19 protein-coding genes are annotated in these 22,641 nt (G+C 64.4%); 10 read left to right on the top strand and 9 right to left on the bottom strand.

Annotated elements, in window-relative coordinates; translation table 11 throughout:
* Positions 1-4 precede the first annotated feature (4 nt).
* Together FCU66_RS17165 and FCU66_RS17170 are read right to left on the bottom strand one after the other, a co-directional pair.
* Positions 5-2,416 (bottom strand): GcvT family protein, encoded by a 2,412-nt coding sequence (locus tag FCU66_RS17165; RefSeq protein WP_136618291.1) that lies wholly within the window; start codon positions 2,414-2,416, stop codon positions 5-7.
* A gap of 115 nt (positions 2,417-2,531) precedes the next feature.
* On the bottom strand, positions 2,532-3,191 hold the full coding sequence (locus FCU66_RS17170) for a TetR/AcrR family transcriptional regulator (RefSeq protein WP_164548563.1): 660 nt from the start codon (positions 3,189-3,191) through the stop codon (positions 2,532-2,534).
* Positions 3,192-3,462: 271 nt separating this feature from the next.
* Here FCU66_RS17170 and FCU66_RS17175 point away from each other — a divergent pair, with 271 nt between their 5' ends.
* The 4 genes from FCU66_RS17175 to FCU66_RS17190 all read left to right on the top strand — a co-directional run bounded on the left by FCU66_RS17175 (position 3,463) and on the right by FCU66_RS17190 (position 7,346).
* Positions 3,463-4,902, top strand: coding sequence for an aldehyde dehydrogenase family protein (locus tag FCU66_RS17175; protein ID WP_136618289.1), 1,440 nt, complete (start codon positions 3,463-3,465; stop codon positions 4,900-4,902).
* 79 nt (positions 4,903-4,981) lie between these two features.
* Positions 4,982-5,557 carry a DUF1349 domain-containing protein gene (locus FCU66_RS17180; protein WP_136618288.1) on the top strand — a complete coding sequence of 192 codons (576 nt, stop codon included), beginning with the start codon at positions 4,982-4,984 and terminating at the stop codon, positions 5,555-5,557.
* A 195-nt stretch (positions 5,558-5,752) separates the two neighbouring features.
* Positions 5,753-6,649, top strand: coding sequence for a dihydrodipicolinate synthase family protein (locus FCU66_RS17185; protein WP_136618287.1), 897 nt, complete (start codon positions 5,753-5,755; stop codon positions 6,647-6,649).
* Positions 6,650-6,662: 13 nt separating this feature from the next.
* Positions 6,663-7,346 (top strand): GntR family transcriptional regulator, encoded by a 684-nt coding sequence (locus tag FCU66_RS17190; RefSeq protein ID WP_136618286.1) that lies wholly within the window; start codon positions 6,663-6,665, stop codon positions 7,344-7,346.
* Between the two features lie 97 nt (positions 7,347-7,443).
* Here the strand turns inward: FCU66_RS17190 and FCU66_RS17195 are convergent, their stop codons facing one another.
* From FCU66_RS17195 to FCU66_RS17215, 5 genes are all read right to left on the bottom strand, one after another.
* Positions 7,444-8,610 carry a glycosyltransferase family 4 protein gene (locus FCU66_RS17195; protein ID WP_246093931.1) on the bottom strand — a complete coding sequence of 389 codons (1,167 nt, stop codon included), beginning with the start codon at positions 8,608-8,610 and terminating at the stop codon, positions 7,444-7,446.
* Between the two features lie 250 nt (positions 8,611-8,860).
* The gene (locus tag FCU66_RS17200; protein ID WP_136618284.1) at positions 8,861-10,390 is read right to left on the bottom strand and encodes a mercuric reductase; all 1,530 of its coding nucleotides are present in this window, start codon (positions 10,388-10,390) and stop codon (positions 8,861-8,863) included.
* On the bottom strand, positions 10,380-11,711 hold the full coding sequence (locus FCU66_RS17205) for a glucoamylase family protein (RefSeq protein ID WP_136618336.1): 1,332 nt from the start codon (positions 11,709-11,711) through the stop codon (positions 10,380-10,382). Before FCU66_RS17205 ends, FCU66_RS17200 begins: the two co-directional genes overlap by 11 nt.
* Positions 11,712-11,858: 147 nt before the next feature.
* Positions 11,859-12,611, bottom strand: a complete 753-nt coding sequence (locus FCU66_RS17210) for an SDR family NAD(P)-dependent oxidoreductase (protein WP_136618283.1) — start codon at positions 12,609-12,611, stop codon at positions 11,859-11,861.
* Positions 12,612-12,749: 138 nt separating this feature from the next.
* Positions 12,750-13,559 carry an IclR family transcriptional regulator gene (locus FCU66_RS17215; protein WP_136618282.1) on the bottom strand — a complete coding sequence of 270 codons (810 nt, stop codon included), beginning with the start codon at positions 13,557-13,559 and terminating at the stop codon, positions 12,750-12,752.
* A gap of 196 nt (positions 13,560-13,755) precedes the next feature.
* On the opposite strand from FCU66_RS17215, the gene FCU66_RS17220 reads away from it, so the two are divergent.
* The 6 genes from FCU66_RS17220 to FCU66_RS17245 are packed head-to-tail and all read left to right on the top strand — an operon-like array spanning position 13,756 to position 20,491.
* Positions 13,756-14,769 (top strand): ABC transporter permease, encoded by a 1,014-nt coding sequence (locus tag FCU66_RS17220; RefSeq protein WP_136618281.1) that lies wholly within the window; start codon positions 13,756-13,758, stop codon positions 14,767-14,769.
* The gene (locus FCU66_RS17225) at positions 14,769-15,611 is read left to right on the top strand and encodes an ABC transporter permease (RefSeq protein ID WP_136618280.1); all 843 of its coding nucleotides are present in this window, start codon (positions 14,769-14,771) and stop codon (positions 15,609-15,611) included. Before FCU66_RS17220 ends, FCU66_RS17225 begins: the two co-directional genes overlap by 1 nt.
* A 3-nt stretch (positions 15,612-15,614) precedes the next feature.
* Positions 15,615-16,691, top strand: coding sequence for an ABC transporter ATP-binding protein (locus FCU66_RS17230; RefSeq protein WP_136618279.1), 1,077 nt, complete (start codon positions 15,615-15,617; stop codon positions 16,689-16,691).
* The gene (locus FCU66_RS17235) at positions 16,688-17,719 is read left to right on the top strand and encodes an ABC transporter ATP-binding protein (RefSeq protein ID WP_136618278.1); all 1,032 of its coding nucleotides are present in this window, start codon (positions 16,688-16,690) and stop codon (positions 17,717-17,719) included. Before FCU66_RS17230 ends, FCU66_RS17235 begins: the two co-directional genes overlap by 4 nt.
* 45 nt (positions 17,720-17,764) lie before the next feature.
* Complete coding sequence (locus FCU66_RS17240) at positions 17,765-19,036, top strand: CaiB/BaiF CoA transferase family protein (protein WP_136618277.1); 1,272 nt, start codon at positions 17,765-17,767, stop codon at positions 19,034-19,036.
* An 18-nt stretch (positions 19,037-19,054) separates the two neighbouring features.
* Entirely contained in the window at positions 19,055-20,491 is a 1,437-nt protein-coding gene (locus FCU66_RS17245) for an NAD-dependent succinate-semialdehyde dehydrogenase (RefSeq protein ID WP_136618276.1), read from the top strand.
* A 25-nt stretch (positions 20,492-20,516) separates the two neighbouring features.
* Here the strand turns inward: FCU66_RS17245 and FCU66_RS17250 are convergent, their stop codons facing one another.
* Both FCU66_RS17250 and otnK read right to left on the bottom strand, forming a co-directional pair.
* A complete protein-coding gene (locus FCU66_RS17250) occupies positions 20,517-21,155 on the bottom strand; it encodes a class II aldolase/adducin family protein (protein ID WP_136618275.1) in 639 nt (212 codons plus the stop codon).
* A complete protein-coding gene (gene otnK, locus FCU66_RS17255; protein ID WP_136618274.1) occupies positions 21,155-22,519 on the bottom strand; it encodes a 3-oxo-tetronate kinase in 1,365 nt (454 codons plus the stop codon). Before otnK ends, FCU66_RS17250 begins: the two co-directional genes overlap by 1 nt.
* Between the last annotated feature and the right edge of the window lie 122 nt (positions 22,520-22,641).

Genomic DNA, 22,641 nt, shown 5'->3' on the forward strand with positions numbered 1-22,641 from the left:
TCGGTCATGCCCGCATCGCCTTGCCCAGTGGATCGTATGGCGACGAAGCGATGACGCGCGCACCTCTTTCGACGCCGACGATGTGGGTTGTCAACAGCGTATCGATATCGGCCGCCTCGCGCTCGACCAGCGCCATGGCAAGGCTCTTGCCGACCGTATGGCCGTAGCCGCCGGAGGTGACGAAGCCGGCAAGCCTGCCTCTGTTCCAGACCGGCTCGTAGCCGCTGGCATCGGCATCCGCCGCGTCGATTTCGAGCGTCATCAGCGTGCGCCGGGATTCGGCCTTTTGCTCTTTCAGGACCGCCTCACGGCCGATGAAATTGCCCTTGTCGAAGGCGATCCAGCGGTCCATCCCTGTCTCGGCCGGCGTGTAGTCCTGCGTGAACTCGCGCGACCAGATGCCAAAACTCTTTTCGAGCCGCAGCGAATTGACCGCGCCGAAGCCGTATTCGGTCACGCCCAGATCCTTGCCCGCCGCCAGCAGCGCGCGGCGCAGGCCCGCATGCTCATTGGCCTGGCAATGGATCTCGTAGCCGAGCTCGCCGATGACCGACAGCCGTCCGACCTTGGCCCGCACCAGGCCGACATCGAGCGTCTTGCAGGCGAGAAAGCCGAAGGCCTCGTGCGAGACATCCTGGTGTGTCAGCCGCTCGAGCAGAAGGCGCGCATTGGGGCCGGCGAGCGAGAAGCCGACGATTGCGTCCGAAATGTCGCGGACGGTGACGCCATCGCTCATATGCTGTTCGAACCAGCGCATATGCCACTGGCGCAGATAGTAGGAGCCCATGATCCACCAGGAGCCATCGCCCCAGTTGAAGACGGTGAGGTCGCCCTTGAGCTTGCCGTTTTTGCCCAGCATCGGCGCGAGTTTTGCACGTCCCGGCTTGGGCAGCGCACAGGCAAGCAGCCGGTCGAGCCAGGCTTCCGCCTGCGGCCCCGTGATCTCGTAGCGCGAGAAGGCGGTGATATCGAGCAGGCCGACACCTTCGCGCACCTTGCGGCATTCCTGTGCGACGATGTCGAAGGCGTTGGAGCGCTTCAGCGTCGGTGTCTCGACGAAGCCTTGCGGCGCGAAATAGAGCGGCACTTCCATACCCCAGGAATTGCCCCAGCGCGCGCCGGCGGCGTCCATGGCGTCATGCGCGCCGGCCGTCTTCAAGGGCCGTCCCGCCGGCAGTTGCTCATTGGGATAGCTCATGACGAAGCGGCGCGAGTAGAACTGGCCGGTGGTCTGCCTGATGTATTCGCGGTTGGAGGCGAAGTCGCCGTAGCGGGCGATGTCCATGCCGTAGACGTCGGCTTCCGGCTCGCCATGGATCATCCATTCGGCAAGCGACTTGCCGACGCCGCCGCCTTGCAGGAAGCCGGCCATGACGCCGCACGCCACCCAGTAGTTGGGCACACCGCGCACCGGGCCGACCAGCGGATTGCCGTCCGGCGAGAAGGTGAAGGCGCCGTTCACCCAGCGCTTGATGCCGGCAGTCTCCAGGCAAGGGTAGCGGCTGAAGCCGAGCGCCAACTCGTCGGCGATGCGGTCGGTGTCTTCTTGGATCAGTTCGATGCCGTAGTCCCACGGCGCCCCGTCCATGTTCCAGTGCTTGTGGTTGATCTCGTAGATGCCGAGCAACAGGCCCTTCTGCTCCTGGCGCATGTAGGTGAAGCCTTCGAGATCGACGATCAGCGGCAATTCCTTGTCCAGCGCCTGGATTTCGGGCAGCGCCTCGGTGACGAGATAATGGTGCTCCATCGGCGACACCGGCAGGTCGATGCCGGCCATCCTGCCGACCTGCTTGGCCCACAGGCCGCCGGCATTGACGACGTGCTCGGCAATCACCGTGCCCTTCTCTGTGACCACGTCCCAACTGCCGTCGGCGCGGCGATTGAGTGCCAGCACGCGGTTGCGCTCGATGATATCGGCACCGCGCAGCCTGGCTGCCTTGGCATAGGCGTGCACAACGCCCGAGGGATCGATATGGCCTTCGCGCGCGGCATAGAGCCCGCCCAGCATGCCGTCGGTGTTGAGGATCGGGCAGCGCTGCTTGATCTCGTCGACGCCGACCAGGTGGACATCGTCGATGCCCATGGTCTGGAAGATGCGGTAGGAGGCCTTCAGCCACTCCCAGCGCTCCGGCGCCGAGGCGACCGAGATGCCGCCGGTCATGTGCATGCCGATGCTCTGGCCCGATTCTTTCTCGACTTCGGAGAGCAGGTCGATCGTGTAGGCCTGCAGGGCAGCGATGTTGGGATCGGCGTTCAGCGCATGGAAGCCGCCGGCCGCATGCCAGCTCGACCCTGCGGTCAGCACCTCGCGTTCGATCAGCGCGACGTCGCTCCAGCCGAACTTCGCCAGGTGATAGAGCACCGAGGCTCCAACCACGCCGCCGCCGATGACGATTGCCCGGTATTGGGATTTCATCCTGTCGCACTCCACCCAGTCATGGCGACCCAACCTAGTAGCATTGTACATCAGTGTCTAGTGCTTCGCACGGCGGTTGCGCTGTCGAGAGGCGGATATGCTGATGTTGGGATGGCTACCGGCTGCGGGGAACGGTTTTCTCGACGTAGCGCGAGAAATCCTCGACGTCCTGGGGTGACGGCTCCTGGCCGGTAAAACTGCGCAGATACGAGGCAACTTGAGCCAGGCGGCTGCTCATCGGCTCGTTGAGTTCGAGCGAGTAATAGCCGATCTGCATGAAATAGAGCACGCGGGCCCGCACGAACGCATCCACCTCGTCATAGCCATGACGCATGAACATGTCGCGAATGGCGTTGACGCGCTCCTCGTCGGCCTCGTCGAGCGCGCGCCGGATGGCAGGCGAGCGACGTGCCCAGGCCCTGATCGCGAAATCCAGCTGCGGATCGAACAGCCTTTCGTCCACCCAGCATTCGAAAATGCTCATCACCCCGCGGATGACGGTCGCGGAAGGCCGCCTGGCGCGTTCGACGATGAATTTGGTGTTGGTCTGCCGCCAGTAGTCGAGTAACTGGTCGAGCAGATCCTGCCGGCTCTTGAAATACCAGTAGAAGCTGGAGCGCGACACGTCGAGCTTCTGGCCCAGCGTCAGCACGCGGACGCGTTCGACGCCATCCGAGATCAACGTTTCAAGCGCAAGCTTCAGCCAGTCTTCACGAGTGGCCTTGATGTTACCGGTGGCGCCGGCGCGCTGGATCGTCGTTTCGAGAGCTGCCATCGACACGACGCATGACATGCTGCCTCAGGCAAATCAAGGCTATGGACATGACTGTACAGAGCAATTCAACCGGCCTTCGATGATGCCGCGCAGATGTTAGCCAGATTGGGGATCACTATGGCGCTGTCGCCGCCACGCCATCGGTACAGCGCAGGTGAGGGGGTTTTTGTCGCGGCGCCAGGCTCAGTGCGTGCTTTCCCGCAAGGCAATTGTCTGGCAAATACCAGTTCAGACAGATGCCCGCGCGGCCAACCAGCAGGAAGACAAGGACATGACGCTGTTTCGACAGAACCTCATCGATGGCGAATGGGTCGGCGACGCCGGTTCCCGCAACATCAACCCCTCCGATACTGGCGATGTCGTCGGCGACTATGCATCCGCGGGTGTCGAACAGGCCAGCCAGGCGATTGCGGCGGCCAAGGCAGCGTTTCCGGCATGGTCCCGCTCCGGTCCGCTGGCCCGTCACGCGGTGCTGAAAAAGGCCTCGGACGAGATTCTGGCGCGCAAGGACGAGATCGGCCGCAATTTGGCGCGTGAGGAAGGCAAGACGCTGGCCGAGGGCATCGGCGAGACCATTCGCGCTGCCCAGATATTCGACTTCTTTGCCGGGGAAACATTGCGTTTGACCGGAGAGGTCGTACCGAGCGTGCGACCGGGCGTCGGCGTTGAGATGACGCGCGAGGCGGTCGGCGTCGTCGGCATCATCACGCCGTGGAATTTCCCCATCGCCATTCCGGCGTGGAAGATCGCGCCGGCGCTGACCCACGGCAACACCGTCGTCTTCAAGCCGGCCGAGCTGGTTCCCGAGAGCGCCTGGACCATCGTCGACATCCTGCATCGCGCCGGCCTGCCGAAGGGCGTGCTCAATCTCGTCATGGGCAAGGGCTCGGTCGTCGGTCAGGCGATGCTCGACAGTCCCGATGTCAACGCCATCAGCTTCACCGGCTCGGTCGGCACCGGCAAGCGCGTCGCCGCGGCAAGCATCGAGCACATGCGCAAGTTCCAGCTCGAAATGGGCGGCAAGAACCCGCTGGTCGTGCTTGACGACGCCGACCTCGCGGTTGCTGTCGATTGCGCGCTCAATGGCGCCTTCTTCTCGACAGGCCAGCGCTGCACCGCCTCGTCCAGGCTGATTGTGACGGACGGGATACATGATCGTTTCGTCGATGCTCTCAAGGACCGCATGAGCAAACTGGTCATCGGCGATGCGCTCGACGCGCAGACCCAGATCGGTCCGGTCGTCGACGCGACGCAGCTGAAGCAGGACGAGGACTACATCGCCATCGGCGTCAGGGAGGGCGCTACGCTCGCCTTCGGCGGCGAGCGGCTCGATCGCAAGACGCCGGGCTTCTACTTGCAGCCGGCACTGCTGACTGAGGCCACCAACGCCATGCGCAGTTCACGCGAGGAGATTTTCGGACCTGTCGCCAGCGTCATCCGCGTCAAGGACTATGACGAGGCGCTTGCCGTCGCCAACGACACGCCCTTCGGCTTGACCTCCGGCATCTGCACCTCGAGCCTCAAGCACGCCACGCACTTCAAGCGCAATTCGGAGGCTGGCATGGTGATGGTCAACCTGCCGACGGCGGGTGTCGACTTCCATGTTCCCTTCGGTGGCCGCAAGGGCTCCAGCTACGGCCCGCGCGAGCAGGGCCGCTACGCGGCGGAGTTCTACACCACGGTGAAGACGGCCTATACGTTCGCTGGCTGATCGGCCGTCGGCCGATCATGCCGGCCTGATCGGGGCCGGCCACCCGCCACGCACATCAAGATTGGAGCGGCGCGAAGCGATGACAGTGCAGAACCTGACCTGGCTCAACTCGCCGCCGCACCATGCCATCGACGGCGATAGCGTTCGCGTGCGCACCGGCAAGGAGACCGATTTCTGGCGCGAGACCTTTTACGGTTTCTGGCGCGACAACGGCCACTTCCTGTACCGGCCGGTCGAGGGCGATTTCACCGCCGAAGTCATGGTCAAGGGCGACTACAAGGTGCTTTACGACCAGGCCGGGCTGATGGTCCGGCTCAGCGAAACGCACTGGATCAAGGCCGGTATCGAGTACACCGACGGCATCTCCTATTTCTCCGTCGTCGTCACCAACGACACGTCCGACTGGTCGCTGGTCGCCATCCCTGCCGACCCGAACGGCATCAGCATCCGCCTGACCCGTCACGCCGAGGCGATCCGGGTCCAGTATCTCGATGCTTCCGACGGCCACTGGAAGCCGGTGCGGCTTGCCTATTTCCCGATCTCGAAAACGGTCGATGTCGGCATGATGTGCTGCTCGCCGCAGCGCGAGGGGTTCGAGGTCACATTCTCCGGCTTTTCCGTCGGTCCGCCGATATCGCGCGAACTGCACGATTGAGGCGTGCGGTCTTGCGCTGAACCGCGAGCACTTCGACCTTTACGACAGTCACTGTTTGACGACTTGCAACGCGCGCCGTCTGGTGTCCGACCGCGCCGTGAATGGGGTGCGGCAATTGCCCCGGACCTTGCCCTTTCACATTTTGTATGATTGGATCCAATCATACAAAATGGATTTGAAGAGGAAGGCCGCACGATGACGCATTGGCAAGGGGTGTTCCCGGCGGTCACGACCAAGCTGAACCAGGATGGTTCGATCGACATCGAGGCGACGCAGGCCAGCATCGATCGCCTGATCGCCAATGGCGTGTCTGGCATCATCGTCCTGCCGATGCTTGGCGAGAACGCATCACTGCATCCGCAGGAGCGGGAAGCGGTCATCCGGGCCGCGAAGGAGGTGGTGGCCGGACGTGTCCCGCTTCTGTCCGGCCTTGCCGAGATTTCGACGGCCAACGCAACCGCAGCCGCACGCAAGTACCAGGATTTCGGTGCCGAAGGCCTGATGGTGTTCCCCAGCCTTGGCTACAAGACCGACCCGCGCGAGACGGCTGAGTGGTACAAGGCGATCGCCAACGCCAGCGACCTGCCGATCATGATCTACAACAACCCGATCGCCTATGGCGTCGACGTCACCCCCGCCATCCTGAAGGTGCTGGCGGACTGTCCGACGATCGTTGCCGTGAAGGAAGAGACCGGCGATGTGCGCCGGGTCACCGACATGATCATTGAACTCGGCGATCGCTTCGATATCTTCTGCGGCGTCGACGACCAGATCGTCGAAAGCATGGCACTCGGCGCCACCGGCTGGGTGTCCGGCATGACCAATGCATGGCCGAAGCAATGCGTCCGCATCTTCAATTTGTGCGCGGCCGGCGATTTCGCCGGCGCGCGCGATCTCTACCGCATCATGACGCCGTCCTTTCACCTCGACACGCATGTCAAGCTGGTCCAGTACATCAAGATGGCCGAGCATCTCGTCTATGGCGCGCCGGAGTGGACCCGAGCGCCGCGTCTGCCTCTGGTCGGCGAGGAGCGCGCGCGCGTCACCGCCATCATCGAGGCGGCGATCGAAAAGCTCAGGCTGCGGGACTGAACACGGGACGCCCATGGCCACCACCGACAAGCCGCTGCTGCAGCGCCAGACCGTGACGGCGATGGTCGCCGAGTACATCGCCGCCCGGATCATCGGCGGCGATTACCCGGGTGGGCATCAGATCCGCCAGGAAGCCATCGCCGCCGAACTTGGCGTGAGCCGGATCCCGGTGCGCGAGGCGCTTCTGCAACTGGAGGCGGACGGCCTGGTCGTCATCAGGACGCATCGCGGTGCTGTCGTGTCGGAGTTGTCCGCCGACGATGCGATCGACCTTTTCGATGCGCGTCTGCTGCTTGAGCCTTTCCTGGTCGAAAAGGCGATCGTGCACGCCTCGGATCAGGACATCGCGACCATCGAAAAATCGATGCGCGCCTACGAGGCTGCCATCGCCCGGGGCGATGATCCCAAAGACCTCAGCCGTCTCAACTGGGCGTTCCACACCGCATTGCTCGAACCCTCCATGCGACCGCGTTCGATGGCCGTCGTCCAGACGCTCTTCAACTCCGCCGACCGCTATTTGCGTCTGCAGATCGAGCCCGCCAAGGCACAGGCCAAAGCCTTGCAGGAGCATCGTGAGCTCTTCGAGGCCTACCGTCGCAGGGATGTCGCCGAGACCGCGCGCTTGTTGAGAAAACACATCGCCGACGCGGCCGGCGAGATCGTCAGCCAGTTGCGGCGCAGTGAGACCGCCGCCTGACGATTATCCGGCAAATATCGCCGCAGCCCTGTCGCGACAGGGGCACAGCGGTCCGGAACGACGTCGCTTTTCCACGTCTGGTGAAGGATCGGTGGGATCATGCGCCGGCCTCGTCCAGCCCCAGCCCGCCGCGGACGGCATTGCGGATAGCGCGCGGGCCGAACCTGGCCCAAACCGCTTGATGCGCGCGGATGCGCTGCCGTGCCCTGCGGTGAGTATCCAGGCAAAGTCCGACAGCCATGTCGGCAAGCCCTTCATCGGTATCCGACAGCAGCAGCTCCTCGTTCTCGACCAGGTCCAGACCCTCGGCCGCCAGCGGCGTCGCGATCACCGGCACGCCCCAGGCCATCGCCTCCAGAATCTTGATGCGCGTGCCGCCGCCTGCCGCAAGCGGCATGATGCTGAGATGCGCCCTGGACAGGAGCGGCGCCACGCTTTCGGGGTCTTCGAAGAGTTCCACACCAGGCAATCCGGCCAGTGCCCGCACGGCGGGCTTCGGGTTGCGTCCGGCGAGAACCAGTGCTGCGGTCGGCAAGGCCTGTCGGATGCGCGGCAATATGGAGCCGGCTAACCGCCCTGCGGCATCGACGTTTGGCGGATAGCCGAGATGGCCGATAAACAGGATCACCGGAAAGCCGTTGCCGGCCCCAGGCTCGGCGAGTAGCGTTTCGGGACTGTGCGCGGCGTGGGGAATTCCGTTTGGAACGACGTCGATCGGCAGCATGTGGCGGGAGAGGGCCATCAGCCTGTCGCGATCCTGGCGCGAGCAGACCCAGACCCTGTCGACAAGGGCAAGCGCCTGTCTCTCGAGACGCCTGATGCCAAGGCCTGCGGTGATCGTCGCCACGGCCGGTCGCTTCGCATCGACGCGCCGCAACTGTCCCGCCAGGTCGGACTCGACATTGTGCATGTCGAGGATCAGCTGTTTCGTCAGCGCTCGCAAAGGCCGCAGCAGCTTGAACAGGCCGATACCCTCGACCAGCACGGTGTCCGGGCGGAAGTCTCGAACCAGTGCCTCCAGCCGCGTCAAGGCGGCGCGCGAAATGCGATGCTCCGCCCTTATGCGCCACCACCCGATCGAGCCGGAGCGGGTCTCTCCTTCGATCGACAAGGCCTCGGTACGGATCGACGGATCGGCAGCTTCCATGGCCTGCGGCCGCACCGACACCAGGCAGACCGGGCCGAATTCCGCCGCCGCTTCAGCGTTGCGATGATTTCTCAGATCCGCGCCGGAGGTCGGTGGAAAGGCCGGATCGTGGGTCACGATAAGCGTACGCCTTTCGGCATTCCGTGCCGGGAGGGCCACGTGCGAGCTCATGGTGTTGGAAGCATGCACTCCGGGCCGTGCGCCCGGAGCTGCACCAAAGACTTTATTCCAGACGGCATTCAAGACGGCCCCGCAGCCACAAACCAGCTTCGACTTGTTTAGCTGATCGGCACTTTCGTCAAGCGCTGGATATTCCTTGAATGTCTGGTGCGCCAGGTTGGCGACAAGGTCCGGTCAGAATGTAGGGTCATCGTCTGGACCGCTCCAGCCAACGCGTCGTGACATGTCTCCAGAATGAGGTGAACCGCGTTCGCCTGTAAGCGTCGGCGGCCATCTTTATGCCTTGTGCCTGCGTCGGGAACGGATGAATGACGTCGGCCAGCGCGAGCAGTCCCATGCCCGACTTGATCGCCAGCGACACCGCATTGATCATCTCGCCGGCATGGCTGGCGACGACCGTGGCACCCAGGATGCGGTCGGACCCTTCCCTGACGTGGATTTTGACAAACCCCTCTTCCTCGCCGTCCATGATCGCGCGGGCGACATCGTGCATCAGCACCGTATAGGTCTTGACCGGGATGCCGTTCTGGCGCGCCTGCGCCGGATAGAGGCCGACATGGGCGATCTCCGGATCGGTGTAGGTGCACCACGGAATGACCAGTTCGCTCAGTTTGCTGCGTCCGAGAAACAGGGCGTTCTGCACGACCATGCGGGCCGTCGCCTCGGCGGTATGGGTGAATTTGTAGGCGAGGCAGACATCGCCCGCCGCATAGATGCGCGGATTGGTGGTCCGGAGATAATCGTCCGCTTTGATGCCGGTGGCATCGTACGCCACCCCGGCGTTCTCCAGGTCGAGACCATCGACATTGGGCGAACGACCGATGCCGGTGATGATCTCGTCGACGGAAATCGTCGTTGTCTCATCGTCGCGCACCAGGCCGGCGAGCTTCTTGCCGCCTCCTGTCCGTACCGCCACGACCTCGGTGTTCAGACGAACCTCGACCCCTTCGCGTGCCAGCGCATCCGAAAGGATCTGGGCGGCGTCGCGTTCCTCGCCAGGCAGGAACATTGGTTCCCGCTGCGCCAGGATGACTTTTGCCCCGAGCAGGCAGAAGGCCTGCGCCGTCTCGCAGCCAAGCGGCCCGCCGCCGATGACCAGAAGACGCTTCGGGCAGTCTGTGAGATCGAACATGGTCTCGTTGCTGAGATAGCCGGCCTCGGCGAGACCCGGAATCGTCGGCAGGGCCGCACGTGCGCCCGTCGCAACCAGCGCCTTCCTGAAACGCAGGGTTTGCCCGGCAACCGTGACAGCGTCCGGTCCGGAAAACCGCGCTTCGCCGAAATAAAGGTCGATGCCTTCGGAGGCGAGGCTTGCGGCCGAATCGGCACGGCTGATCCGCTGCCGAATCTGCCGCATCCGCGTCATGGCCCGCTGGAAGTCGACGTGAAGACGGTCCGGCGTGTCACCGCCAAAAGTCTCGGCATCGCGCATATCGGCATAGAGCCTGGCCGTGCGGATGATCGCTTTCGACGGGATGCAGCCGACATTGACGCAGGCGCCGCCGATCAGCCCGCGCTCGATCAGCGCGACTTTCGCGCCGAGGTTTGCCGCCTCGCGCGCTGCGGTCAACCCGGCCGGCCCGGCGCCGATGACGATCAGATTGTATGGGCCGTTGGGCTCCGGGTTCTTCCAGTGCGGCGGATAGGCGCTCTTGACCAGGTTGATGTCGTTGCTGTCGACGGGGAAGGCGGGAGCCCTGGTCCGGTCACGCGACATCGCCGCCATCCCCCGACAGCCAGCCGCCACTGAACCCGGCCTTGCCCAGGCCGCGGCGGATATGCTGATTGGACCGCATCAGCTTCCAGATAAGTCCTGACCGATGGTTTTCGATCATCATCACCACGATGCCCTGGTCCAGCCCGTAATGGCCTTCCGACACCCAGCCGTGCCGGCCGAATTTCCGCCGGTTCGCCAATGTCGGGTTGAAGCCGCTCGGCAGCCGGTAATTATCGATCACCTCGGGATAGCGATCCCCGAGATGGCGCAGGGCCGCCAGGCAGATGTCCGGCGCGAACGGCAGTGATGCCGGATAGGACCATGGGGCGATCGTTCCGTCATCGGGCCCGAACGGCGCGCCGCGCGCGGCATAGCCGGAAAACCGGCGGCGCTGTCGCTGCACGCTGGTGCGAAAGCCGCCTGGGCCGTCGCCCGCCGAAAGTCCCCACAGGTTCTCGTCGTAGCCGCCATAGCCGTAAGGATTGTGGCGCGCGTAGTCGCGGTGCAGGTAGGTCGAGCGGCGGCTGTTTTCGAAATAGTCCGAGTTCTTCTCACGCATGAAAGCGTCGCGGATGCCGGCGAAGTCGATCCAGGCATGCGAGAACTGATGCATGAACAGCGGACCGCCATAGAGCACGTCGTAGCCGTAGATGTTTTCCCACTGGTAGGTCGCCGTCCAGCCCTCGTAGCTGTTGTCCGAGGTCGGGCTGTCGGGCGAGGCCATTGACAGCACATAGAGGATCGTCGCTTCGTTGTAGCCTTCCCAGCCATAGTGGAGAAAGCCGCTCTTCGGCTTCCAGCCCTGCCGTAAGGTGGGCGTGCTTCCCTGAGCCCATCGCCAGTCGACGCGACGGTAAAGCGCCTCGGCCAGTTGGCGGATTTCGGCTTCTTTGTCATTGTCGTCGGCGAAATAGGCGCACGCCACCAACATGCCTGATATCAGCAATGCCGTGTCCACCATCGACAGTTCGCAGCGCCAGACGCGCAGGCCGGTCCGCATGTCGAGGAAATGGTAGTAGAAACCCTTGTGGCCGGTGACGTCGTCGCCATTGCCTTGCCGGCTGGTCGAGAAGAAACGCAACGCGGCAAGCGTCAGCTTCACGGCCGCATCGCGCGTCATCCAGCCGCGCTCGACGCCGATCGGATAGCAGGACAGCGCGAAGCCGACGACAGCGATGCTGACCGGCGAATTCGGCCGCGATGTATCGGCGACCAGTCCGTTTTCGGGGTTCACGTTCTCGAGGAAATAATCGAAGGCGGCGCGCTGATAGCGGTCCAGAAGCTCGTCGTCGGACAGTGCGGCAGGCTCGGCTCTAAGCAAAAGCAGCAAGCTCCCGCCGGATGGCTGCATCCCGTCTCATGGTTTCCCGCTACCTTTGTTGCGATTTGTCGATTCGAAGCCTGCAACTATACGCCCGTAAGCTCCCGTTCGTTGCACCGTCACGCGGAATTGAGATGCGTCTTGGCCTCAGTAGGTGGCGCGGCCGCCGGAAACGTCGAACACGGCGGCCGTCGTGAACGAACACTCCTCCGAGGCGATCCAGCAGATCAGCGCCGCCACCTCGTCGACCTCGCCAAAGCGCGCCATCGGTATCTTGGACAGCATGAAGTCGATGTGCTCCTGGCTCATCTGCTTGAAGATCGCGGTGCGCACGGCCGCCGGTGTGACGCAATTGACCGTCACCTTGGTCTTGGCCAGTTCCTTGCCGAGCGACTTGGTCAGGCCGATCACCGCAGCCTTCGAGGTGCTGTAGGCGGAGGCGTTGGGATTGCCTTCCTTGCCGGCGATCGAGGCGATGTTGACGATGCGGCCATAGTTGCGCTCGAGCATGTGCGGCACCAGCGCCTTGTTGCAGTAGAAGACGCCGTTGATGTTGATGTCGATGACCTTCTGCCAATCCTCGGTCGAATAGTTCCAGGTCGTCATGTTCGGCCCGGTGATCGCCGCACTGGTGACCAGGATGTCGACACCGCCAAGCGCTTCGATCGTCGACCGTGCGGCGCGTTCCACACCGGCGGCATCGGCGACGTCGACGGCGACACCGTGGAGGCCGGGAAGGGTAGTCTTGGCCTGCTCGATCTGGGCAGGATCGCGATCCCACGCCGAAACCCGTCCGCCCTCTTCGACGATTCTCTGAGCCACCGCCAAACCGATGCCCGATGCGCCGCCGGTGATGACCGCCGCTCGATTGCTGAATCGTCCTGCAAAATTCATCGGCATCTGATTTCCCCCCCGCCTGAACCCGATGGACGATGGCGATGCACGGCCGCCATACCATCGGCGGCGACTGTGCGGTCACCACCAGGCAAGTTCAAGCCGGCATGCAGGCCGATCGTCTAGGCCAATCCCGTGCCGGGATTACACAGGATTTCCCTCGAGCTCACTGCCCAGTGCTTTCACCATCGCCACCAGCGCCGGTCCGATCTCGGCATGCGCGCGGACCTCGGTGATGATCTCGCCGATGCCGCCGCAGGTGATGGCAACCAGCGGCGAGCCGTCACGCGGCCGGAACGGCACGCCGACCGCATGGATGTAGCTATGCCAAGCGCCGAATGACGTTACGTAGCCTTGCCGTGCATATTGGGCGATCGCGTCGTCGATCGCAGCATGGATCATCGCTGCCTTGTCCGGCTCCGCCTCCTGCAAAGCCCGCACAAGGCCGGCGCGCTCCTCGGGTGACAGGGCCGCCGCATAGGCCAGCCCCATCGATGTCTTCCAGATCGGCAGATAGGAGCCTGGATTGAGCCGCAGCGTGACAAGGCTCTCCGAGCGGCAATTGGCGAGATAGACCATGTTGAGGCTGTCGCGCGTGCCGAGCGCCACCGCTGCCCCCGTCAGATCGGCCAGCGGTTGCATCAGCGGCCTGGCGACGTGAACGACGGCGCTGGAACTGAGCGCCGAATAACCCAGCGCCACGGTGGCCGGTCCCAGGCTGTAACGGCCGAGATCCTTGTCGTACAGGAGATAGCCGAGCGCGCTCAGCGTATAGGTGATGCGCGAAACCGTGGCCTTGGGCAGGCCGGTGCGCGCGATGATGTCCTGGTTGCCGAGCGAGGCGTCGCCAGGCCGGAAAGCGCGCAGGATGCCCAGCCCGCGCACCAGCGACGACGAAAGCTGCGCGCCTTCGCCTTCAAGCTCCGTCTCGTCCCTGGTCGCTCGCTTGCGCACGCTGGGTCTTTCTGGCGTCGTCGTCCGCCTGTCGGGCCGGTGCCGCCGGCACGGTCTGTCGTGTCTGGTCGAAAAATGAAATTAAATTCCATTTATATTGACAGGGGCTTTCGCGGACTGTCAATATGCTTCCATCGATGGCATCTCCCAGCGCCTTGTGCCATCTTACGAAGCCCCACCTTGTGAAGGTAGCCACGTGTCTCGCTATATTTTGCGCCGGCTTATCGCAATGCCGTTTCTGGTGCTCGGCATCGTCACCATCGCCTTCCTGATCACCACGGTGACCAAGGGCGATCCGCTGACGGCCATCGTCGCCGAACAGCAGATGAGCAACCCGGAAGTGGTGGCCGCCGCCAAGGCGCGCTGGGGTCTCGATCGTCCTTTGCCGGAACGCTATATGATATATCTTGGTAATCTGCTGAGCGGCGACCTCGGCACCTCTTTCATCACCAAGCGCAATGTCGGCACCGACATTCTCTACCGCTTGCCGGCAACGCTCGAACTGGTTTTCGCCGCGATGATCTTCGGCACCACGCTCGGCATCGTGCTTGGCGTGTTGGCCGCCTATTTCCGCAACAGCCTGATCGACCATGGCGCGCGGCTGTTCGCTTTGTTCGGCTCGTCGCTGCCGGTGTTCTGGTCGGGGCTCGGCCTGCTGTTCATTTTCTCGGTCATGCTGAACTGGCTGCCGGGGCCGGGCAGGGTTGATGCCCGCCTGGCATTGCCGCTCGGCATCACCGGCTTCCTGACCATCGATTCGCTGTTGGCTGGCGACTGGACCGTGTTCAAGGACGCACTCTGGCACCTGCTGCTGCCGGCCTTCGTGCTCGGCTGGACGGTTTCGGGGACCATATCGCGGCTGGTGCGCGCCAACATGCTGGATGTGATGAGCCGCGAGTTCGTGCTCACCGCGCGCGCCAAGGGTGCGAGCGAATTCCGCGTCGTCATCGTCCACGCGCTACGCAACACCATGGTGCCGACCCTGACCGTCATCGGCTATTCCTTCGCCTATCTGATCACCGGCGCGGTGCTGACCGAGACCATCTTTTCCTGGCCCGGCATGGGCTCCTATGCCGTCGAGGCGGCACGCGCGCTCGACTTCCCGGCAATCATCGGCGTCACCATCGTCGGCGGCCTCGCCTTCCTGGTCACCAACCTCATCACCGACATACTCTATGTCGTGGCCAATCCGCGCGTGAGATTGAGCTGATGTCGGCGGTCGCAACCAAATCCCGTTCCGCCCCTGTTCCCGAATGGCTGACCGCACCATTGGTCATCGGCACGGTCGTTATCCTGTTCTGGCTGTTCATGACCGTCTTCGCCAATCTGGTCGTTCAGTTCGATCCGCTCGAAATGGTGGCGCGCCGGCTGCAGCCGCCGAGCTGGGCGCACTGGCTGGGCACCGATGCGCTCGGCCGCGATGTCCTGAGCCGCACCTTGCACGGGGCGGCGCATTCGCTGCCGATCGCGGTTCTGGTCGTTGTCTCGGCCGTCGTCATCGGCTCGTTGCTCGGTGCCATTTCCGGCTTCGTCGGCGGGTTGACCGGTGCGGCGATCATGCGGCTCGTCGATGTCACTCTGTCCTTCCCGCCGATGCTGCTGGCCATGGCCGTCGCGGCGTCACTTGGGCCGGGTCTCGGCAATGCGGCCATCGCCATGGTACTGGTCTGGTGGCCGGTCTACGCCCGCCTGATGCGGGCGCAGGTTCTGGAGGTGAAGGAGCGCGAGCATGTCGAGGCGGCGATCGCCGCTGGCGCCAGGCCGCGCCGCGTGCTGTTCACGCACATATTGCCGCTTTGCTGGACCCCGGTGCTGATCAGCGCGACCATGGATCTCGGCCAGGTCGTGCTGCTTGCCGCGTCGCTCAGCTTCATCGGCCTCGGCGCCACGCCGCCGACGCCCGAATGGGGGTCGATGATCTCCGACGGCGCCGTCCATTTCTATCAATGGTGGATCGCCTTCGGTCCCGGCGTCGCCATCCTCACCATCGTGCTCGGCTTCAACTTCATCGGCGACGGCTTGCGCGACATTCTCGATCCAAGGTCGGACTAGGCGATGAGCGCACAGATATCTTCAGCGCCACCGGGCGCAGTCGACAAGGCGGGCGAGCGCGAGCCGCTGCTGTCCATACGCGGCCTGCGGGTCGGGTTCCGGCGCGCAGGCAATCAGTTCGAGGCGGTGCGCGGCATCGACCTCGATGTCGCCAAGGGCGAAGTGGTCGGCATTGTCGGCGAGTCCGGCTCGGGCAAGTCCGTCGGCATGCTTGCCGCGCTCGGCCTGACCTCCAAGAACGCGGTGGTCACCGGCTCGGTCCGCTTCAACGGCGACGAACTGGTTGGCAAACCGGCGCGCGAGATGCGCAAGATCAGAGGCGCGCGCATCGCCATGATTTTTCAGGACCCGCTGTCCTCGTTGAATCCGGTGATGACCGTCGGCGCCCAGATCGCCGAGGCGGTCAGGCTGCATCAGCGCGTGACGCGCAAACAGGCGATGGCGCGCGCGGTGGAGTTGCTCCATCTGGTGGCGATCCCGCAGCCCGAGCGCCGGGTCAACCAGTACCCACACGAATTCTCCGGCGGCATGCGCCAGCGCGCCGTGATCGCCATGGCCGTCGCCAACGATCCAGACCTGTTGATCGCCGACGAGCCGACCACGGCGCTCGATGTCACGGTGCAGGCGCAGATCCTGTCGGTGCTGCGCTCGCTGCAAGAACGGCTCGGCCTTGGCCTTGTGCTGATCACCCATGATCTTGGCGTCGTCGCCGGTCACGCCGACCGCGTCGCGGTCGTCTATTCCGGCCGCGTCGTCGAACAGGCTGGCGTGTCCGAGCTGTTCGCCGATCCGCGCCACCCCTATACGCGCGGCCTCATCGCCTCGATCCCCAATCTCGAGGAAAGCCGTGAGCGGCTGTTCTCGATCGATGGCTCGCCGCCCGCACTTGGCCGCTTGCCGGGTGGCTGCGCCTTCCATCCGCGCTGCATCTATGCCGAGGCACGCTGCCGGACCGAGGATCCGCCTTTGCATGATATCGGCGGCCGGTTCTCGGCCTGCCATTTCGCGACGACCTTGCCGCCCTTCCACAGCGCCGCGCTGGCGGCGGCAAGCCTGGACAGTGGAAGCGTGGCCCCATGAGCGCAGCGGAGCAACTCCAGGCAGAAACCAAACCGGCGCCGGCATTGTCGGTTCGCCATCTCGTCAAGGATTTTCCGGTTCGCGGCGGTCTCGTCTTCGACCGCGCCGTTGCCCATGTCCGTGCGGTCGCCGATGTCTCGTTCGACGTAGCACCCGGCGAAACGCTGGGCCTCGTCGGCGAGTCCGGTTGCGGCAAGTCGACCCTCGGACGCTGCCTGATGCGGCTGATCGAGCCGACCAGCGGCGAAAGCTGGTTTCGTGGCCAGAACCTGCTCGCGCTCAACCACGAGGACATGCGCCTGATGCGGCGCTACATCCAGCTCGTCTTCCAGGATCCCTACGGTTCGCTGCATCCGCGCATGCGCATTGCCGACAACATTGCCGAGCCGCTGCGCATGAGCGACATGTCGGCGGCCGACCGCAGCGCGCGCGTCGCCGAACTGCTCGACCTGGTGCGGCTCAATCCCGAGCATGGCAAGCGCTATCCGCACGAACTGTCCGGCGGCCAGCGCCAGCGCGTCGTCATCGCCCGCGCGCTTGCGCTGAACCCGCAAGTGGTGATCCTCGACGAGCCGGTTTCGGCCCTCGACGTTTCGGTGCAGGCCGGCGTGCTCAATTTGCTCAGGGATATCCAGCAATCCTTCGGCACCTCCTATCTGTTCATCGCCCATGACCTCTCGGTCGTGCGCCACATCTCGCACCAGGTCGCGGTGATGTATCTCGGCAAGATTGTCGAGATCGCGCCGGCGGCCGAACTCTATTCGAGGGCGCTGCATCCCTACACCCAGGCGCTGCTGTCGGCGGTGCCGCTCGCCAACCCCGAGAAGGAGCGCAAGCGCGAGCGGATCGTGCTGACCGGCGATGTGCCGAGCCCGCTCAACCCGCCCTCCGGCTGCCGCTTCCGCACGCGCTGCTTCAAGGCGCAGGCGATCTGCGCGGCCGTCGAACCGCCGCTCGATCCCGCTGGCGGTTCGCATCGCGTCGCCTGTCATTTCCCGGAGTCGGTCAACACTTTCAAGGCTGTCTGACAACCTGCGAGACAACAGCCGAATTTACCCGTGAAGGATTCTGATTTGACCGAAAACCAACCCGAAAATGCTGGTACGGCAGGTCGCGCCCGCCTGCCGCTCGAAGGCATCAAGGTTCTCGATCTCTCGCGCGTGCTGGCCGGACCGTGGGCGACGATGAGCCTTGCCGATCTCGGCGCCGAAGTCTGGAAGATCGAGAACATCGACGGCGGCGACGACACCCGCGCGTGGTCGGTGCCGAGCTACAAGGGTGTCTCGACCTACTATCTCTGCGCCAATCGCGGCAAGCAGAGCATCGCACTCGACATGAAGAGCCCGCAGGGGCTGGCGATCGTGCGTGAGCTGGCGGCGAAGGCCGACATCGTCGTAGAGAATTTCCGCTCCGGCACCGCCGACCGCCTCGGCGTCGGTTTCAAGGAACTCAGTGCGTCAAACCCACGGCTGATCTACTGTTCGATCTCCGGCTACGGCCAGACCGGCCCCGATGCCGGACGGCCCGGCTATGATTTCGTCATGCAGGCCGAAAGCGGCCTCATGGCCATCACCGGCGAGAGCAATGGCGAGCCGATGCGTGTCGGCGTCGCCATCACCGATATCGTCTGCGGCATGGTCGCGACGCAGTCGATCCTGGCGGCACTTTTTGAACGCGCGACGACCGGCAAGGGCCAGTTCCTCGACCTGTCGCTGATCGACTGCGCGCTCAGCCTGTTGATCAATGTCGGCAGCGGTTATCTCAACACCGGCCGCGAGGCCGCCCGCTACGGCAACGCCCATCCGACGGTCGTTCCCTACCAGATCTTCGAAGCCGCCGATGGCGGCTTCGCGTTGGCCGTCGGCAACGATCGTCAGTTCGCGGCGCTGTGCGAGCAGGTCGTGCACCTGCCGCATCTCACCAAGGATCAGCGCTTTATCAAAGCAGGGGCGCGTGCCACCAACCGCGAGGCGCTGATCTCGCAGTTGGCGGCTGCCTTCAAGACCAAGCCACGTGACCACTGGATGGCCACCTGCGCCGCGGCAAGCGTGCCGGCCGGCACGGTAAAATCGATACCGGAAGTCTTCGACAGTCCCAATGTGCGCGAGCGTGGCCTTGTCCAGACCTTGCCGCATCCGCATCTCGGTTCCGTAGCCATGGTGCGCCCGGCGCAGGGACTGGCCGCGCAATTGACCGCCGACTTCACCGCGCCGCCGATGCTGGGCCAGGACACGCAAGCCGTGCTGGCCGACGTACTCGGCTATAGCGCCGAGACCATCGACCAGTTGATCGGCACCGGCGCCATAGGCGTCTATAGGCCGGCCGCCGAGCCCGTTCCCGCCTGATTTTCCACGGAGCCTGACATGTACAAAACCGTGCTGCTGCACATCGACGGCGCATGGCGCCCGGCCCGAGATGGCCGCACCATGGCAATCGTCAATCCGTCGACCGAGGCCGAACTCGGCTCGCTCGCCCATGCCGGCATCGGCGATCTCGACGAAGCGCTGGCGGCCGCCGCCAAAGGGTTCGAGACCTGGCGCCGCGTGTCGCCCTTCGATCGCTCCAAACTGATGCGCAAGGCCGCCGTCATCCTGCGCGAGCGCAACGAGCACATCGCCACGTTGATGACGTTGGAACAGGGCAAGCCGATTGCCGAATCGCGCATGGAGGCCTTTGCCGCCGCCGACATCATCGACTGGTTCGCCGAGGAAGCGCGCCGCAGCTACGGCCGCATCGTGCCGGCGCGCTTGGATGGTGTCAGCCAGTCGGTGGTCAAGGAACCTGTCGGCCCTGTGGCCGCCTTCACACCGTGGAATTTTCCGCTCAACCAGGCGGTGCGCAAATTGTCGGCGGCATTGGCCGCCGGCTGCTCGATCATCATCAAGGGCCCTGAAGAAACGCCCGCCTCGCCCGCCGAACTGGTGCGCGCCTTTGTCGACGCCGGCCTGCCCGACGGTGCCTTGAACCTCGTCTACGGCACGCCGTCCGAAATCTCCGCCTATCTCATTCCGCATCCGGTGATCCGCAAGATTTCCTTCACCGGCTCGACGCCAGTCGGCAAGCAACTGGCGTCGCTTGCCGGGCTGCACATGAAGCGGGCGACGATGGAACTTGGCGGCCATGCGCCGGTCATTGTGCTGCCCGACGCCGATCTCGACCGCGCCGCACGCTCGATGGTCGCATCCAAATTCCGCAATGCCGGCCAGATCTGCGTCGCGCCGACGCGCTTCCTCATCGACAATGCGGTCTATGACGATTTCGTCGGCCGCTTCGTTGAGGCAACCCGCCAGATCAAGGTCGGTGACGGTCTTGCCGAAGGCACCACCATGGGACCGCTCGCCAATCCGCGCCGCGTGCAGGCGATGGAGGAACTGGTCCACGACGCCGTGCAGAAAGGCGCTGAACTCGTCACCGGCGGCAAGCGCATCGGCAATTCAGGCTATTTCTTCGAGCCGACCATCCTGTCGGGTGTCGGGACCGACGCCCGCGCCATGAATGAGGAGCCGTTCGGCCCGCTGGCGCTGATGACCCCGGTGAGTGGCCTGGATGAAGCGCTGGCCGAAGCCAACCGGTTGAACTACGGCCTTGCCGCCTATGGCTTCACCCGCTCGGCGGCGAGTGCCGCGAAAATGTCGTCCGGCATCGCCAGCGGCATGGTGTCGATCAACCATTATGGTCTGGCGCTGCCGGAGGTGCCGTTTGGCGGCATCAACGATTCCGGCAACGGCACCGAAGGTGGCGCCGACGCGCTGGAGAGCTATCTCAACAGCAAATTCGTCTCGCACCTGCAGGTCGACTGAGCAGGCCGCTGTCGGGCGACATGCACTACTTCTGCTGACCGTAATTCTTGTAGCGCCCGCGAATGGCGGCAAGCTCGCTGCCCTCGATCAGCACCGGCGTGCCAGCGCTGCGCGCCAACAGATATTGCCGCGCCAGGGTTTCCAGCTTGATGGTGCGGATGAGTGCCGTGTCGAGATCCGCGCCGAAGGCGATCATGCCATGATTGGCGAGCAGGCAGGCCGTGCGGTCCTCGAGCGCCACGACGGCAACCCTGGCCAGCTCGCTTGATGCGAACAGCGCATAGTCCGAGCAGCGCACATCATCGCCGCCGAAACCGGCGACCATGTAGTGGAACAGCGGCAGCGGTTCGCGCAGGCACGATAGCGCCACGCAATGGTCGGGATGGGCATGCACGACGGCGCCGGCCTCGGGAAACGCCTTGTAGATTTCGGCATGCATTTCCCATTCGCTCGACGGCCGGAATGCACCATCCCAGCTGCCATCGAGTTGCATTGCCACCATCTGCTCCGGCCGCAAGGCGCTCGTGGCTATTCCCGTCGGCGTGATCAGCATGCCGCTTGTCGTGCGCACGCTGATATTGCCGGTGGTGCCGACATTCATCCCGCTGGCGTCCAGCGTCTCAGTCGCGGCGATCAGCCGGGCGCAAGCGGTCTCGGTATCCATCACGATGCTTTCCCTGTCGTGGCCTTTGCCGGGGGCCATGTGTCGATTGCCGGCGCAATGGTGCTCGGCCGTGTCATGTCTTGCAAAACGTCGGTGAAGATATCGGGGCCGCCGAGCTTTCCCGATTTCAGCATCAGCGCCAGCGGATCGGAGGGCAGGCCGGGGAGGTGGGCGATGGCGCGCGACAATCCCGGGCCTTCATAGGCGCCCATGGCGATCCGGTCGATGCCGAGCGCCTTGACCACCGAACCGGCGGTCTCGCCGCCGGCGACGACGAGCCGGCGTACGCCGAGTTCGCGCACCAGTATCCGGGCAATCACGGCCAGGGTCTCTTCCGCCTTTGCCGCCATCACATCGCGGCCATGCGCCTGCTGCAGCGCTTCGACCGTCGCTTGCGGCGCCGTCGTGGCAATCGCCATCATCGCGCCGGGCAAATGCCGCCGGGCGAAGGCACGCGCTTCGGCCACGACATCGGCGCCGGCAAAGGCGCTGGCAAGATCGATCGTCAGCATTGGATTGTGTTGAGCAAAACGTTCGAGCTGTTCGATGGTGCGGTCGGCGACGCTGCCGGCCAGCACCGCCGCCGGTCCGTTTACGGCCGGTAGGCTGGCGGCAACGAGCTCGCTGGATGTCAGCAGCCCATGCGCCAGCCAGGCCGGCGGCAAATGCGCCCCAACCGAGGAATTACCGGTCATCAGCGGCAGGTCGAAGGCGGCTTCCGCGATCGCCGCCAGGTCGCGCTCGCGGATCGTGTCGGTGACCAGAAGCGTCTCGCCTCGCGCGCTGTGCTCTCGAATGGCGTCGCGAATGGCCCCGGCTCCGGCGTCGACAGTGAGATAAGGCACCAACCCGACCTTGCCCTTGCTCTGCGCCTGCAGCACGCGAACCAGATTGGAATCGGTCATCGGCGTCAGCGGATCGAAGCGCTTGGGCGACTCTGCCAGCAACTGGGCGCCGCCGAACATATGCCCCTGATAGACGGTACGGCCGGTCTCACACAGCGCAGGGGCGAACAGCGTGACGCCGCCGCCAAGCCGCTCGAGCAGCGCTTCGGCGCAAGGACCGATATTGCCGGCGGGCGTCGAATCGAAGGTGGCGCAGTATTTGAAGAAAATCTGCCGCGCGCCCGCTTCCACCAGCCGGTCCGCAGCCTCCAGCACCTGGCGCACCGCATCGCTGGCCGCGATGACGCGGGTCTTCAGCAGGATAACATGGGCAAGATTGCCTGATGGGATCGGGGCGTTCAGCCCGACCGTGCATCCCGTCGGGATGCCGCGCGCGACCAGCATAGACGCCAGCTCGGTGCCGCCGGTCAGATCGTCGGCTATGGCGCCAAACAGCAGGGAAGGCATCGACGCGGTCATGCGGCCCGTCTCACATCTGCCCGTTTCATGTCGGCTTGTCTCATGTCGATGGTCAGGCCATTCGTGGTATCATATACACAGGCCACGCGACGCAGGCGACGCCTGCGCGACTGCAAGAACGG

The sequence above is a fragment of the Mesorhizobium norvegicum genome, from assembly GCF_004919685.1.
Classification (GTDB): domain Bacteria; phylum Pseudomonadota; class Alphaproteobacteria; order Rhizobiales; family Rhizobiaceae; genus Mesorhizobium; species Mesorhizobium norvegicum.